Source organism: Exiguobacterium sp. R-39 (assembly GCF_049942815.1).
Classification (GTDB): domain Bacteria; phylum Bacillota; class Bacilli; order Exiguobacteriales; family Exiguobacteriaceae; genus Exiguobacterium_A.
In genome coordinates, this window is sequence record NZ_CP187965.1 from 1,858,237 (window position 1) to 1,872,537 (window position 14,301).

Genomic DNA, 14,301 nt, shown 5'->3' on the forward strand with positions numbered 1-14,301 from the left:
GTGAGCTTGACTTAGATTAAACCCAACCACGGAATCGTGACGCTTCCGCCATTTTCCGGACACCTACCATGTATGCCGCAAGTCGCATGTCGACATTTCTTGTCTGAGCCGTTTGATACACCTGATTAAAGGAATTCACGAGCACTTTTTCAAGTTTTTCATGCACTTCTTCTTCCGTCCAGTAGTATCCTTGATTATTTTGAACCCATTCAAAGTAAGAGACTGTTACGCCACCACTTGAAGCGAGAACGTCCGGAACAATCAAAATATCACGTTCCGCTAAAATCTTCGTCGCTTCGTTCGTCGTTGGACCGTTCGCCGCTTCGACCACGATACTCGCTTTAATGTCATGGGCGTTGTCTTCTGTGATTTGATTTTCAATGGCTGCCGGGACTAAAATATCACATTCCAGTTCCAACAACTCTTTATTCGAAATCGTATTTTTGAAAAGGGTCGTCACAGTACCAAATGAATCGCGACGATCGAGTAGATACGGAATATCAAGACCGTTCGGATCGTGTAATGCTCCGTATGCATCACTGATGGCGATGACTTTCGCACCGAGGTCATGCATGAACTTCGATAAGAAGCTTCCGGCGTTACCGAATCCCTGAACGACGACACGTGCCCCTTCAAGCGTGATTCCTTTTTTGGCAGCCGCTTCTCGAATCATGATGGCGACACCTTTTGCCGTTGCCGTCTCACGACCATGGGAACCTCCAAGCACTAATGGTTTCCCTGTAATGAAGCCTGGTGAGTTGAATTCATCGATTCGACTGTACTCATCCATCATCCACGCCATGATTTGTGAATTCGTGAAGACGTCCGGTGCCGGAATATCTTTCGTCGGACCAACGATTTGACTGATGGCACGAACATATCCGCGACTTAACCGTTCAATTTCACGGAAACTCATTTCACGTGGGTCACAGATGATTCCGCCCTTACCCCCGCCGTAAGGTAAATCGACGATTCCTGCCTTGAGACTCATCCAGACGGACAATGCCTTGACTTCGACTTCCGTTACGTTAGGATGGAAACGAATTCCACCTTTCGTCGGACCGACAGCATCATTATGCTGAGCACGGTAACCGGTAAAGATTTTGGTCGATCCGTCATCCATTCGAACCGGAATCCGGACTGTCAACATCCGAAGTGGTTCTTTCAACAGTTCATACATCTCGTCTGGGTAACCAAGTTTTTCAAGTGCTTCCTTGACGATTTCTTGTGTTGCTTCGAGTACATTCTTGCGATGATTTGCGTGTTGTTGGTCAGTGATCATTCCAACGTTCCTCCCCATAAGTGGCATCCCCTATGCCGTTTCCTTGTTCGGATAAAGTATACCTTTTTCCGAGCCGTAATGAAAGGGGTTGTCACCATATTTGTAAGCGCTTTCTACCATCTACTTCATTTTCACTTTTTTTTGCTTGCCGATTCACTTTGATGACGCGTAATCGCCAGTTCAATAAATGTTTCGACCAGTTCCGGATAGTCGATTCCGACAGCTCGCGCACCATCTGGGAACAGACTCGTAGAGGTCATCCCCGGTAACGTATTCGTTTCCAGAATAACCGGTGCCCCTTCATCGGGAACAAGGAAATCGGACCGCGAATAACCGGCGCATCCTAACACTTGATGGGCTAAAACGGCCCATTCCTGTAAGATTTGTGTCGTCTTGTCGTTAAACTGCGCCGGACAGATATGTTCCGATCCACCGATTGCATATTTTGACTCGTAGTCATAAAATTCATTTTTCGGAATGATCTCAATGACCGGCAAGGCTTTTTCTTGTCCTTTCGCCCCGAGAACCGGCACTGTAACTTCACGCCCTTTGATGAATTGTTCAATCAAAACAGCATCATCCGCCTGGAATGCCAGTTCGATGCCTTGACGCAGCATCTGTTCGTCCGTCGCAATCGTTAAACCATTCGAAGAGCCTTCTTGTGCCGGCTTGACGACACAAGGGAACTGCTTGTCCCATTGTTTGACTTTTTGTTCGATGTCGTCCCCTCGCTCGACCAATACATCCCGTGCAATTCGAATGCCTGCTTTTTCGAAATGTACCTTTGAGCGCGCCTTGTCCATCGCTAACGCTGACGCCAATACTCCTGAACCTGTATATGGAATGCCTGCCATCTCTAGTAGTGCTTGGACACGACCATCTTCACCAAACTTGCCGTGAAGGGCAATGACAGCGGCCTCGACTTGTAGATTTAAGATTTCCTCTGCACGCTCTGGATGAAAGTCGACGGCAACGACTTCATGCCCTTTACTTTCCAGCGCATTAATTACCGATTTCCCACTATTTAATGAAACTTCACGTTCACCAGAAATTCCGCCAAACAATACTGCCACTTTCATCTTGTTCACTCCTTCATCTTACGTTCAATGCTTATCATACCATCACTTTTTGTATGAAAAAACACAAAATGGTCGCAAGAATCGTCCAGACACATAAAAAGTCACTTCCCGAATGCATTCGGTGAAGTGACTTTTTAGCTACACCTTGACGATTCCCGATTAAAACGGGTCATCCGAATCAAGGTGTAAAGGTTGCGATCAGAGCTGGAACCGCTTGTTCCAACAGAATCGTTTTGCCGTATTCCGACATCACGAGCGGACTTTTCGGACTGGGTACTCCGTATTCCGACAGAATCGTTGTAATCGTCTGCTCAACATGTTGCTTCATTTGTTCTTGGAAGTATAAATAATAACGGTTTTCAAAGAAATACAGTGTGCCACCCGTTTCCGTTTGATCGATGTGACGCCCCAGACTATGACTCGCTTGAATGACATCCTCCAACTGATCCAGTTGATATAAGACATGATGCACGATATCGACCGTCATCCTGATTTCCACTTGATCAAATTCTTCAAACGTTTCTTCCGGCAAGGCGCCTTCCCGCCGAACATCGACCAACATCCCGTCATTCGGAAAAAATGTGACAAAAAAGTCGAGTGTCCCGACGGCATGAAATCCGTAATTCGATTCTGCTTCTTCTAGTAAATTACGTAATAATGCTTGTCCTTTTCCGACAGCCAACGTTTCTGGTCGAACGTCATGGGCAGACAGTTCTTGCTTTGACACGAAGACCCGTAAGTGACCTTGCTTAAATTGCTCAAACCTCATGTTAGACTCCTCCAGTTACTCGGCAGAGTACAAAAGCTCTCCGTTCAATATGACTCACACTATACACCAGTTGTCGGAGTGAGTCGACTTAACCAACTTTTCCAAGCGGTGTCATCTGATCCAAGCAACATATCCCCGTACTTTTCCGGATGTTGGTCAACGGCATAGCCACCCAAACCAATTTCCGTTTGCGGCGCATGCAGATGAATCTCGTCAATTGCTTCATCCAGGTCCTTTAAATGATCAGAAATCGTACAAGATAAAACAACTGCTCGAGGAGTCAGCTGTTTCGTTACCGCCACAAGATCGGGTACTGGAATACCCGCGCCAAGGAAAATGACATCGAATCCGCTCTGACGTAAATACAACGTAAAGAACAGCAATCCAAGTTCATGTTCTTCTTCCGGTGCACAAACGCACAGAATGCGTGGCAAAAATGGATTAATCGGCATTTGAAGGGATAACGTCGAGAGACGCGCCCGTAAGAACGCCGTCGCAAAATGTTCATGTGCAATCGTAATCGTTCCTTTTTCCCATCGCATCCCGATTTCATGTAACAACGGACCTACGATATCTTGAATGACCTTATCAAAGCTAAACATCGAAAAGGCTTTGTTCATGATGTCATGTGCGTGCCGTTCTTCGAAACTCGTCAGTGCTTCGAACAGTTGATCACGCAGTTCGATCCCGTAATCGGTTGGAACCTCCGTTCGGTTCACCGGCATTTCATATAGTTGAATGGCTTTCGAAACCGATAACCCTTCTTTTTGTTTATCGACAATCCACCGCAGCTTGGCAACATCGTTATCGCTGTAAATACGATGTCCTGATTCGCTCCGATCTGGATCCAATACTTGATACCGCCGTTCCCAAGCACGAATGGTCGTCGGATTGAGTCCCACCAATGCAGCAACTGCTTTGATATTATATTTCCCACGATCCATGCACCGTGCCTCCTTTCTTCTTCCCTTTAGTATACCCGTAAAGGAAAAAAATCTCCGTTCACAATGTGCGCTTACATCATGAAACCGATGGAGACAAAGGCAATGATAATGGTAATCATCAAAACGGTGAGGGTAATCGCAAGTGGATTTTTAGCAAATGGTTGTTTTAACCGTTCATTTCGAACGTGCTCGATTCTCGAGGAACGTGGAGGTAATGATGTTCGTTGTTGTTCATCTTGCCGATTTTTTCGTTGATCGTGTTTACTCAATTTCATCACCTTTTCTAAAAAATAAGGAATACTATTAGTTTACACTGAAGGACGGGATGAAAAAAAGACTTCTTCTAGCCGACGTTTCCAGTCAAGTTGGTTCACATCGACCTGTATGACGGGTTCGTCCACCGTGAGTGTACCGCAATTGTCACAACACCGGTCTTGTACAACTGGCTTTTCGCCAAAATGCTCCAAGATGAAGGCCCGGCGACAAAACGTATTTTGAATATAATTTATCATTTGCATAAGTTCACGTAAACGTATTTTTTTCCGGTCCTCTTGCCATTCAATAATTTGTGATTTTGTTTTCCCTTCCATAAGTTGACTTTTTAACAATCGATAGGCGGGATCATCCGGTTCGAGATTAAGGCGTTGTTCAATCGATTCAAAAGACTCCCCTTGTCCGCGGGATTGAGTCACTTGATCAACCCAAAGTAACGACGCATATTGTTTATCCACTAAGAATTGTTGAAGTTGTTGATCACCTGGTGCATAGAGTAATACAGCAGTCGAGGGCTGACCGTCCCGTCCCGCTCGTCCGATTTCCTGCATGTAGGCTTCAATCGTAGCCGGCATCGTATAATGAATGACGGTCCGGACATTTCCTTTGTCAACACCCATACCAAATGCACTGGTACAGACCAGACAGTCAATTTCGTCGTGAAGGAACTGTTGTTGAATCAGTTGTCGATCTTCCGGTTCAAGACCGGCGTGGTAATAGGCCGCCTGAGGAACAAACGTCGCGATTCGCTCTGCTTCTTTCCGCGTCGTCGTATAAATGACGCATGGACGATTGGTAGTCTTCAATCGTCTTTTCAACACTGTATCTTTTTCGCTTTGTTCAGTTTGTTCGACAATGAGTTGAATTTCCGGTCGGTTGACGGAATGACGGATCCGGTTGGGTTGTATAAGTGCCAGCCCTTGAATGATGTCCTGTTCGACTTGATTCGTTGCCGTAGCCGTCAAAGCTAGGCAAGTCGGATTACCCAGCTGTTTTCGGATAGACCCCAGTTTTGCATATTCCGTTCTGAACTCGTGCCCCCACTGCGAGATACAGTGGGCTTCATCGATGACAAACAGATTGATTTTGATGTCCGCTAACCGTTGTTGGATTTGCGGGACAGCCAACTGCTCAGGGGACAGATATAAATAACGTAACTGATTCAGGTGGCGTAAAATGTGCTCTTTTTGATCACGGGACTCAAGCGACGTCAACTTGGCGACGGATCGTTCCCCCCGGCGTTTGATTTGCATGACCTGGTCTTCGATCAGCGACAGCAAGGGGGATACAATCAACGTCAGTCCGGGCGTTTGCAGATAAGATGGCAATTGGTAACAAATCGATTTACCTCCGCCTGTCGGCAGGATAGCGACTGTATCATGACCGTCAAGGACCGATTCGACGATTGGACGTTGCCCGTCACGAAATGCATCATATCGAAAGATTCGCTTTAATACTTCTTCCATCATGGACGAGCCACCTTTCTTGCCAGGACGATACGGATTTGAAAATAGTCCATTTCCTGCGTCAATTCGTGTTTAATCCGTTTCAGTGAGAACGTCTGTAACCGTTCAGAGAGTCGGACAACCTCTTCATATTGGGTAGCAGTCACAAATTGTTCGAGTGGAAAAACAGTAGCATACATTGCGATTTCGACGAGATGATCTTCCATCGTACTTTTTTTTAATCGTCGCCTCTCGGCAATTTGTTGAACGGTGTAACCTTGTTTCAGCAACTCCCAGGTCTTTTTCGCAGACTGCGTCATTTTAAAATGATCAATATCGTTTCCTAGAGACAGTATCAGGCCGTCTTCAGGTAATGCCCGTAAACATCTTCGCCAGGCCATCACAAATTCCAACTGTAGCGAAAGCAAGTCTGTTCCCAGCCGTTCACTCAATTGAGGAAACGATAATCCCGTTTTTTGCCCGGATAACCGGTAACTGATGAGAATTGCATCTCGTTCTGTCAATTGATGTAACGCCTTATTCAGTTCTTGATACACAGTCGTTATCCAAACCGACCGTTCGGGTACCTGACGGATTTGTTGTCTGACCCACTCTTTTATCCCACTGTCTTGTTGTACTGGAATAAAAAAAGTGTTTTGATCAAGACAGGCAATCGATTGAATCAACAGACTGATCCGTTTCCACAAATGTATCGGATAACCGCGTAGCTCTCCACCTAAGTCATCCAGTAAAAAAGGCGGAGTGATTTGTGCTCTTCCGGCATCTGTAATCATCAAAGTTTGTTCCCGCTCGATCCAGCCGGCATGTTCCAGCTCCTGTAACAGCTGCTCAAACCGGTCTTTTTTTAATGGCACCATTCCGAAAATAGCTTCCAGTCCGTAAAAATGTGCGTCTTGTAAGGAAGTCGCTGAACGTTTTCCTTGAATCAGATGAAATAAGCTTCGATCTGTCCGTTCATTTTGCAAACGACTGATGGCTTCTAGTACGATTTGTCGTACGATTGTTTTTTCCATGTCAGTCCTCCTTTCCGTCCTGTTGCAAGTTGTTACTGGGATGCCTCGTTCATGTTCAGAATACACCCGACTCCCAATTCGTACATTTGTTCCTATTTTACATTTCCTATCTGATTTACGCTATGTTGAATCTACTAAAGAAACGGAAAAGGCGATTTCACCCCATCGATTGGTTTATTCACATACTTCTACCTCTTCTTCATTGAAATGCGCGCATGAGTCCGATACAATGACTTATAGATGAGAACAGTACTTGGTTTCCAATGTTTTCGAATCGAGAGGAGAATGACCGATGGCTAAATTTACAATTGTTGACAAAGACACATGTATCGCATGTGGCGCTTGCGGCGCAGCTGCCCCTGATATTTATGATTACGATGATGAGGGCTTGGCTTACGTCATTTTAGATGATAACAAGGGAACAGCTGAAATTCCAGAAGCGTTATTTGATGATATGATCGATGCATTCGAAGGATGCCCGACAGATTCTATCAAAGTAGCGGACGAATCATTTGAAGGCGACGCGCTTAAATACGAATAATGTTCGACTCACCGGTCTGCTCTTACAGGAGCAGATCTTTTTTTCGTAAAAAAAATCACTTTCCTACGGCGAGCGCAGAAAAGTGATTTAAGACAGGAAACGTTACCGTTTTCCTTTGATATACGGTACACCGACAGCTTTCGGTGCATCCGCCCGTCCAACGACACCGGCAAGTGCCAAAATCGTCAGCAAGTATGGTGCAATCAACAAGTAGACTTGTGGAATTTGATCCAAAAGCGGTAACTGTTGTCCAATGATCGAAATCGCTTGAGCGAATCCGAAGAATAAGGCTGCGCCCATCGCTCCGAGTGGATTCCATTTTCCGAAAATCATGGCTGCAATCGCAAGGAATCCTTGTCCAAGAATTGTTGTTACACTGAAGTTGAGTGAAATCGATGTCGCGTAAACAGCGCCGGCAAGACCACCAAAACCACCTGAAATCATGACACCGATGAAACGCATTTTCGTGACATTGATTCCCATCGTATCTGCCGCCATGGGATGTTCCCCGACCGAACGAAGACGGAGACCGAATGGTGTTTTGAAGATGACGTACCACGCAACGAATGCCAAAGCAATCGCAATGTACGACGTGTAATAGACGTTAGCAAAAAACATCTTGAGTACCGGGATATCCGATAAAAACGGAACGTTTTCTTTCGAAATCCGGTTCGGAATCGAATCCGTCTGTCCTTTTCCATAAAACGCACGAACAAGGAAAATCGCCAAACCGACAGCTAACATATTAATCGCTACTCCGAGAACCGTCTGATCGGCACGGAATAAAATGGCCGGAATTGCGAGGAACAACGAGAATATGGCTCCGACAACGATGGCAATCAGCATGGCAATCCAAGGACTGGCAGCGCCTAACCCCATCTTCGATAACGTTAAGGCCGAAACGATACCTGAGAATGCCCCCATGACCATCAATCCTTCAAGTGCGATGTTGACAACACCAGAACGCTCACTGAAGATTCCACCGAGTGCTGCAATGATCAACGGAGCCGAATAGGCAAGTGCGATCGGTACGATAATATACAGTACTTCTAAAAAGCCCATTATTTATCGGCTCCTTTCACTTTTTTATCTTCGGGTTTCTTGACCGTGAACTTCTCGATCAAAAGACGGATCGCATAACCCGATGCGACGAAGATGATGATAAATGCGATGATGATTTTAATTAATTCTGGCGGGATTCCGATTTGTTGCATCGAAAGACCACCGATGTTCAGACCCGCAAACAGTAAGGCGGCAAGTACAACCCCAATCGGATTGTTGGCACCTAGTAAGGCAACGGCAATCCCGTCGAATCCGACACCTGTGAATGAAGCATTCAGCGTCATGTTTTGGAATGTTCCTAACCCTTCCATCGCTCCGGCGAGTCCTGCAAATATACCCGAGATGACGAATGAAAGAACAATGTTCTTGTTGACACCCATACCGGCATATTCTGCTGCACTCTTATTGAAACCAACTGCCCGTAATTCATAACCGAGCGTCGTTTTCCAAAGGATGAACCAAAAGACGAGTGCTGCGAGAACAGCAATGAAAATCCCGTTATGCAGACGTGAGAAATCCGTCAATTCCTGCAGGAATGGTGAAGCAAGTGAAGCGGATTCCTTTACTGACTCCGTCCGTTCGTTTTCAATCCCGATGACGTGACGTAAAATATCATTCGTCACATAGAGGGCGATATAGTTCATCATGATCGACGTGATAACTTCGTGCACGTGGAATTTTGCTTTTAAGATACCCGGGACGGATGCCCAAAGCGCTCCAGCAAGTCCCGCACCAATCAAAGCGAGCGGCAAGTGAATCGCTGTCGGGAGGTCAAACTCAATCCCGATCCAGACGGCAACCATCCAGCCGACCAACACTTGTCCTTCCACTCCGATGTTAAAGAGTCCTGTCCGGAAAGCAAAGGCAACAGCAAGACCCGCAAAAATCAGCGGAGCAGCAGCTCGTAATGTTTCACCGATGCTGTAAGGCTCTCCGAATATTCCGTAAAACAATTGATCAAATCCATCAACCGGATTGTAACCGCCAGCCAGCATAACGATTGCACCGACGACCATTCCTAAAATGATGGACAGAATCGGAATCAATATTCCGTAAAAACGTTCTAGTTTCATGAACGACCGACCTCCTCTTTCTTACCGCCGGCCATCAAGAAGCCAAGTTCGATTTCGTTTGTTTCTTTCGGATCAAGGAAAGCAACGGTACGTCCTTCATAAAGAACCGCAATCCGGTCCGACACTTGTAGAATTTCTTCCAATTCAAATGAAATCAATAGAACAGCACGGCCTTTTTCTCGTTCGAGAACCAATTGTTCATGGATGAATTCAATGGCTCCGACATCTAGTCCACGTGTTGGTTGTGCCGCAATCAGTAAGTCAGGGGAACGATCTACTTCACGGGCGATAATCGCCTTTTGTTGGTTTCCGCCTGACAGGGCGCGCGCAAATGTTTCCGGACTTGGAGTTCGGACGTCGAACTTCTCGATTAAGGTTTTTGCTTTTTCCATGACCTGACCGTAGTTCATGATGCCTGCTTTTGAATACGGTTTTTGATAATACGTTTGTAACACCATATTGTGCCCGATCGAGTAGTCGAGGACCAAACCGTGTTTATGACGGTCTTGCGGAATATGTCCGACACCGGATTCCGTCACTTTTCGCGGTTTTAAGTTCTTGATGGATTTGTTATTGAGGAAAATCTCACCGCTGTCTGCTTTACGCAAACCGGTAATAGCTTCAATCAACTCCGTTTGTCCATTCCCATCGATTCCAGCGATTCCGACGATTTCACCGGCCCGGATATCGAGGTTCAATCCGTCTACTGCCTTGATACCGCGACTGTCTTTGACAACTAAATCTTTGATGTCCAGCACAAGTTCTTGTGGAGTTGCCTTGGAATACTCCGCATTGAAGTTTACTTCCCGCCCTACCATCATCTCAGCCAGTCTTGATTGGGTCATTGTTTCATCGATATCAACTGTTCCGATATACTTACCACGACGAATTGTCGTACAGCGATCGGCGACTTCCATGATTTCCTTCAATTTGTGGGTAATCAAGATAATCGATTTCCCTTCAGCAATCAATCGATTCATGATTTGAATCAATTCTTTGATTTCTTGTGGGGTTAAAACAGCAGATGGCTCATCGAAGATTAGAATATCTGCGCCACGGTACAGTGTTTTTAAAATTTCAACACGCTGTTGCATCCCTACCGAAATATCTTCGATTTTTGCATCTGGATCAACGGCAAGACCGTATTGTTCCGAAATTTGGCGGACTTTTTCACGTGCCGCTGCTCGGTCGATTTTCAGACCGGCTTTCGGTTCTGCACCCAAGATGATGTTTTCTGTTACTGTGAAATTTTGAACGAGCATGAAATGTTGGTGTACCATCCCGATCCCCAGATCATTCGCAACGTTCGGACTCGTAATATTGACTTTCTCACCACGTACACGAATCTCTCCAGCCTCAGGCTGATACAAACCAAATAAGACGTTCATCAGCGTCGATTTTCCGGCACCGTTTTCACCAAGTAAAGCGTGAATCTCACCTTTCCGAAGCTGGAGCGTGATGTTATCATTTGCGACGAAACTGCCAAACTCTTTTCGTATGTTTAGCATTTCAATGACGTATTCCAAGAAAATCCACTCCCATGTTTAGTTTAAAAGGGGAGGCCGCAGTACTAGCGACCCCCGCTTCCAGTTTATTTCAGTGACGCTTCGTATTCTTTGTACTCGTCGTCAGTAGCTGGAACTTTGATGTCGCCAGCGATGATTTGTTTTTTGAAGTCTTCCACTTTCGTCAAGACGTCTTTCGCTACATTGTCTTGTGATGGTGCGATATCAACTCCGCCGTCTTTGAGACCGAACTCAACGACTTTACCAGCTGGGAAGTTACCGTCTTTCGTATCTTTTGCTACTTGTTCAACTGCTGTATCTACACGTTTGACCATTGACGTCAATGTAACGTTTTCTGGCATACCTTCTTCAACTTGGTCACGGTCGACACCGATTACCCAAACATCTTCGCCGTTTTTCTTACGGTTTTTCGCTTCTGTGAAGACACCTTGTCCTGTTCCACCAGCAGCATGATAGATGACGTCGACTTTTTTACCGTACATACCTGAAGCAATTGCTTGTCCTTTTTCAGCAGCGTTAAAGTCTTCTGCATATTGAACTTGGATGTCTGCTTTCGGGTTGACGGCTTTAACTCCAGCTTTAAATCCACTTTCGAACTTTTTGATCAAGTCAGAGTTAACACCACCGACGAAACCAACTTTGTCTGATTTCGTTGTCAAACCGGCAACAACACCAACGAGGAATGATCCTTCGTTTTCTTTGAAGACGATTGACGCAACGTTTGGTTTGTCAACGACCATGTCGACGAGTGCAAAGTTGTTGTCTTTAAACTGATCGGCAACTTTACCGATATCTTCTGCCATTAAGAATCCGATACCGAGAATCAAGTCATATTTCGCACGAGCCAATTGCTGAAGGTTCGGTTGGTAATCCGATTGTTTCGCTGACTGGAGGTACTTGTATCCTGTACCTTCTTTTAAGTCGTTGTCTTTACCGAATTTCTGAATCCCTTCCCACGCTGATTGGTTGAACGACTTATCGTCAACACCGCCCGTATCTGTAACCATACCTACTTTGAAGCCTGCTTTTTCGTCTCCGCCGCTTGAATCTTTCGAATCATCGTTACCACCACATGCTGCGAGTACCGAACTCATTGCTAAACCTGTTGCTGCTAATGCGAGAAGTGACTTCTTTTTCATCTGAAATAATCCCCTTTCGAATATGGTCATACAAAGTTCCTGACTACGTCAAGCACCTGAGGCTGGTGATGAGGAGCGTTACGTAGGTAGGTGGAAAGCGCTTTCAGTGGAACCCCTAAAACGAGTGGTTAGACACGCTTACGGATGACATGGAAATCAAACTTGTCCGCACGGAAATAGTTCGCTGAATAAAGAACGGATCGGTCAAGCTCATCATAATGCGTTTGCCGCAGTACGAGTAACGGTTGGTCCGTATGTAATTGTTCAGCGATCTTTGGATCAATCCGCGGTTCGATGTGCGTGACCGCATGAGTGACACGGCGTCCTAATTCTTTTTCTAGAGCGTCAAACAGTGACGTCGAAGACGTAAACTGTTCTTCATTTTTAATATAATGGCTTGGAATCTTATCGACACAATAGACGACAGGAACATCTCCCGCAAGTCGGATTCGTTCGATTCGATAAACCAGTTCATCCGGTCCTAACTGAAAACGTTCTCGATCACGTTCAGTTGGTTGTACCATTTCTGATGACAGAACTTCTGAGGTCGGAATCATACCTGCACGCGCAATCATCTCCGTGACACTGTAAAGCTCCTCAATCCCTGAAGTAAACGGTGGTCTTGCATTGATAAACGTACCGACACCGTGTTTACGGATGACAATGTTCTCATCTTCAAGAATTCGTAAAGCCTCTCGAAGAGTCGCTCGACTAACGCCAAGTTGCTTTGAAAGTTCAAACTCTGAAGGTAACTTTTCGCCTTCCTTGTAAACGCCGTCATCGATGTCAGACTTGATTTTTTCAATCACACGTAAATAAAGCAAACGATGATCTAATTTAATCGACATGACGCATCTCCATCCTCTATCTAGTTGTAACCAGTGCTCAGACTTCTGACGTATGAGAACTCCAGCCAAGATAAGTATATGATGCCGGACTCAATCCTGCAATCATTTTGTAACAGGTTAGAAGTCTGACTTCTGGCGCTTTTGTAACCCTTTTCATAACGTAAATAAGATTGGAAGAAAATAGGGCATTCTACCTAAGAATACCCCTTTTCCACCTGTCGCTTATTGTTCAGGGACAACTGTTTTTCCTTCAACAACAGCTTTTTTGGCTTGTTCGACTTTTTTCAATGTCTCTTTTGACAGCTTGTCTGACTCTACTAAATCGACACCTTGTTCTTTTAAACCGTAACGAATCGTTTTCCCACCCGTTAGTTTTCCGTCTTTCGCCGCATTGGCTGTATCTTGAACCGCACGATCTACTCGCTTGATGACCGATGTCAACGTCACGTCTTCCGGCATACCTTCTTCTTTTTGATCCCGGTCTACTCCGATGACTGAAACATCTTCGCCGTTCTTCTTACGGTTTTTCGCTTCTGTGAAGACACCGTTTCCTGTTCCGCCGGCAGCCGGGAAAATAATATCCGCGCCTTTTCCGTACATTCCGGCTGCTATTGCTTGTCCTTTTTCCGGTGCTGCAAAATCCTCAGCGTATTGGACGTCAACTTTGATTTTTGGATTAACGGATTTTGCCCCTGCTTCGAATCCGGCACGGAATCGCTCAATGACATCCATCTTCATGCCGCCGACAAATCCGATGTGGTCCGTTTTTGTCTGCATGGCCGCTACAATTCCCGCAAGATAAGCGCCTTCGTTCTCTTTGAACGTAATTGATGTCACATTTTTACCCGGTACGACATTGTCGACGATGGCAAATTGAGTATCCTTAAATTGTTTCGCTACAGTCTCGATGTCTTCGTTAAACGTATTCCCGATTCCGAATACTAAATCTTCCCCGCCTCGTGCGAGTCGAGACAAGTTCGGTTGGTAGTCTTGTTGGGACTTAGACTGAAGATAGGAGTAGCCTTCATTTTGCTTAAGCTGATTTTCTTTTCCGTACGCTTGAAGGCCTTCCCATGCCGACTGGTTAAATGACTTGTCATCGATTCCGCCTTTATCGGCAACCATCGCTACAGAAAACTGTTCCTTTTTACTTGAATTGTTGTCCGCCGAACCTCCACATGCTGCTAATCCGACTGTCGCAATGGTCATCATTGATACGAATGCATACTGCTTTTTCATCATCGCCAACTCCTCTTCCTGTAATGTGAGCGCTTTCATTATCTATT

General features: G+C 45.5%; 14 protein-coding genes. 1 reads left to right on the forward strand and 13 read right to left on the reverse strand.

What is annotated here, in order from left to right:
• Positions 1 to 16: 16 nt before the first annotated feature.
• From ACP26N_RS09920 to ACP26N_RS09950, 7 genes are all read right to left on the reverse strand, one after another.
• On the reverse strand, positions 17 to 1,282 hold the full coding sequence (locus ACP26N_RS09920; protein ID WP_012370683.1) for a Glu/Leu/Phe/Val family dehydrogenase: 1,266 nt from the start codon (positions 1,280 to 1,282) through the stop codon (positions 17 to 19).
• 131 nt (positions 1,283 to 1,413) lie between these two features.
• Entirely contained in the window at positions 1,414 to 2,361 is a 948-nt protein-coding gene (locus tag ACP26N_RS09925) for a D-alanine--D-alanine ligase (protein ID WP_131502548.1), read from the reverse strand.
• 178 nt (positions 2,362 to 2,539) lie between these two features.
• A complete protein-coding gene (locus ACP26N_RS09930) occupies positions 2,540 to 3,130 on the reverse strand; it encodes an adaptor protein MecA (RefSeq protein ID WP_131502549.1) in 591 nt (196 codons plus the stop codon).
• Positions 3,131 to 3,189: 59 nt separating this feature from the next.
• Positions 3,190 to 4,074, reverse strand: a complete 885-nt coding sequence (locus tag ACP26N_RS09935; protein ID WP_131502550.1) for a MerR family transcriptional regulator — start codon at positions 4,072 to 4,074, stop codon at positions 3,190 to 3,192.
• 71 nt (positions 4,075 to 4,145) lie between these two features.
• The gene (locus tag ACP26N_RS09940; RefSeq protein WP_233494518.1) at positions 4,146 to 4,343 is read right to left on the reverse strand and encodes a hypothetical protein; all 198 of its coding nucleotides are present in this window, start codon (positions 4,341 to 4,343) and stop codon (positions 4,146 to 4,148) included.
• A gap of 39 nt (positions 4,344 to 4,382) precedes the next feature.
• On the reverse strand, positions 4,383 to 5,816 hold the full coding sequence (locus tag ACP26N_RS09945) for a RecQ family ATP-dependent DNA helicase (RefSeq protein ID WP_426353756.1): 1,434 nt from the start codon (positions 5,814 to 5,816) through the stop codon (positions 4,383 to 4,385).
• Entirely contained in the window at positions 5,813 to 6,826 is a 1,014-nt protein-coding gene (locus ACP26N_RS09950) for a helix-turn-helix domain-containing protein (protein WP_214852662.1), read from the reverse strand. The genes ACP26N_RS09945 and ACP26N_RS09950 overlap by 4 nt, the downstream gene beginning before the upstream one ends.
• 292 nt (positions 6,827 to 7,118) lie before the next feature.
• On the opposite strand from ACP26N_RS09950, the gene ACP26N_RS09955 reads away from it, so the two are divergent.
• Positions 7,119 to 7,367, forward strand: coding sequence for a ferredoxin (locus ACP26N_RS09955; protein WP_012370689.1), 249 nt, complete (start codon positions 7,119 to 7,121; stop codon positions 7,365 to 7,367).
• Positions 7,368 to 7,469: 102 nt separating this feature from the next.
• Here ACP26N_RS09955 and ACP26N_RS09960 read toward each other — a convergent pair whose 3' ends face one another.
• From ACP26N_RS09960 to ACP26N_RS09985, 6 genes are all read right to left on the reverse strand, one after another.
• A complete protein-coding gene (locus ACP26N_RS09960; RefSeq protein ID WP_131502553.1) occupies positions 7,470 to 8,429 on the reverse strand; it encodes an ABC transporter permease in 960 nt (319 codons plus the stop codon).
• Positions 8,429 to 9,502, reverse strand: a complete 1,074-nt coding sequence (locus ACP26N_RS09965; protein ID WP_131502554.1) for an ABC transporter permease — start codon at positions 9,500 to 9,502, stop codon at positions 8,429 to 8,431. The genes ACP26N_RS09960 and ACP26N_RS09965 overlap by 1 nt, the downstream gene beginning before the upstream one ends.
• Complete coding sequence (locus tag ACP26N_RS09970; RefSeq protein ID WP_114595537.1) at positions 9,499 to 11,028, reverse strand: ABC transporter ATP-binding protein; 1,530 nt, start codon at positions 11,026 to 11,028, stop codon at positions 9,499 to 9,501. Before ACP26N_RS09970 ends, ACP26N_RS09965 begins: the two co-directional genes overlap by 4 nt.
• A 65-nt stretch (positions 11,029 to 11,093) precedes the next feature.
• Positions 11,094 to 12,167 carry a BMP family lipoprotein gene (locus ACP26N_RS09975; RefSeq protein WP_131502555.1) on the reverse strand — a complete coding sequence of 358 codons (1,074 nt, stop codon included), beginning with the start codon at positions 12,165 to 12,167 and terminating at the stop codon, positions 11,094 to 11,096.
• A gap of 128 nt (positions 12,168 to 12,295) precedes the next feature.
• Entirely contained in the window at positions 12,296 to 13,015 is a 720-nt protein-coding gene (locus tag ACP26N_RS09980) for a GntR family transcriptional regulator (RefSeq protein WP_012370694.1), read from the reverse strand.
• Positions 13,016 to 13,237: 222 nt separating this feature from the next.
• Positions 13,238 to 14,257, reverse strand: coding sequence for a BMP family lipoprotein (locus tag ACP26N_RS09985; RefSeq protein WP_131972528.1), 1,020 nt, complete (start codon positions 14,255 to 14,257; stop codon positions 13,238 to 13,240).
• Between the last annotated feature and the right edge of the window lie 44 nt (positions 14,258 to 14,301).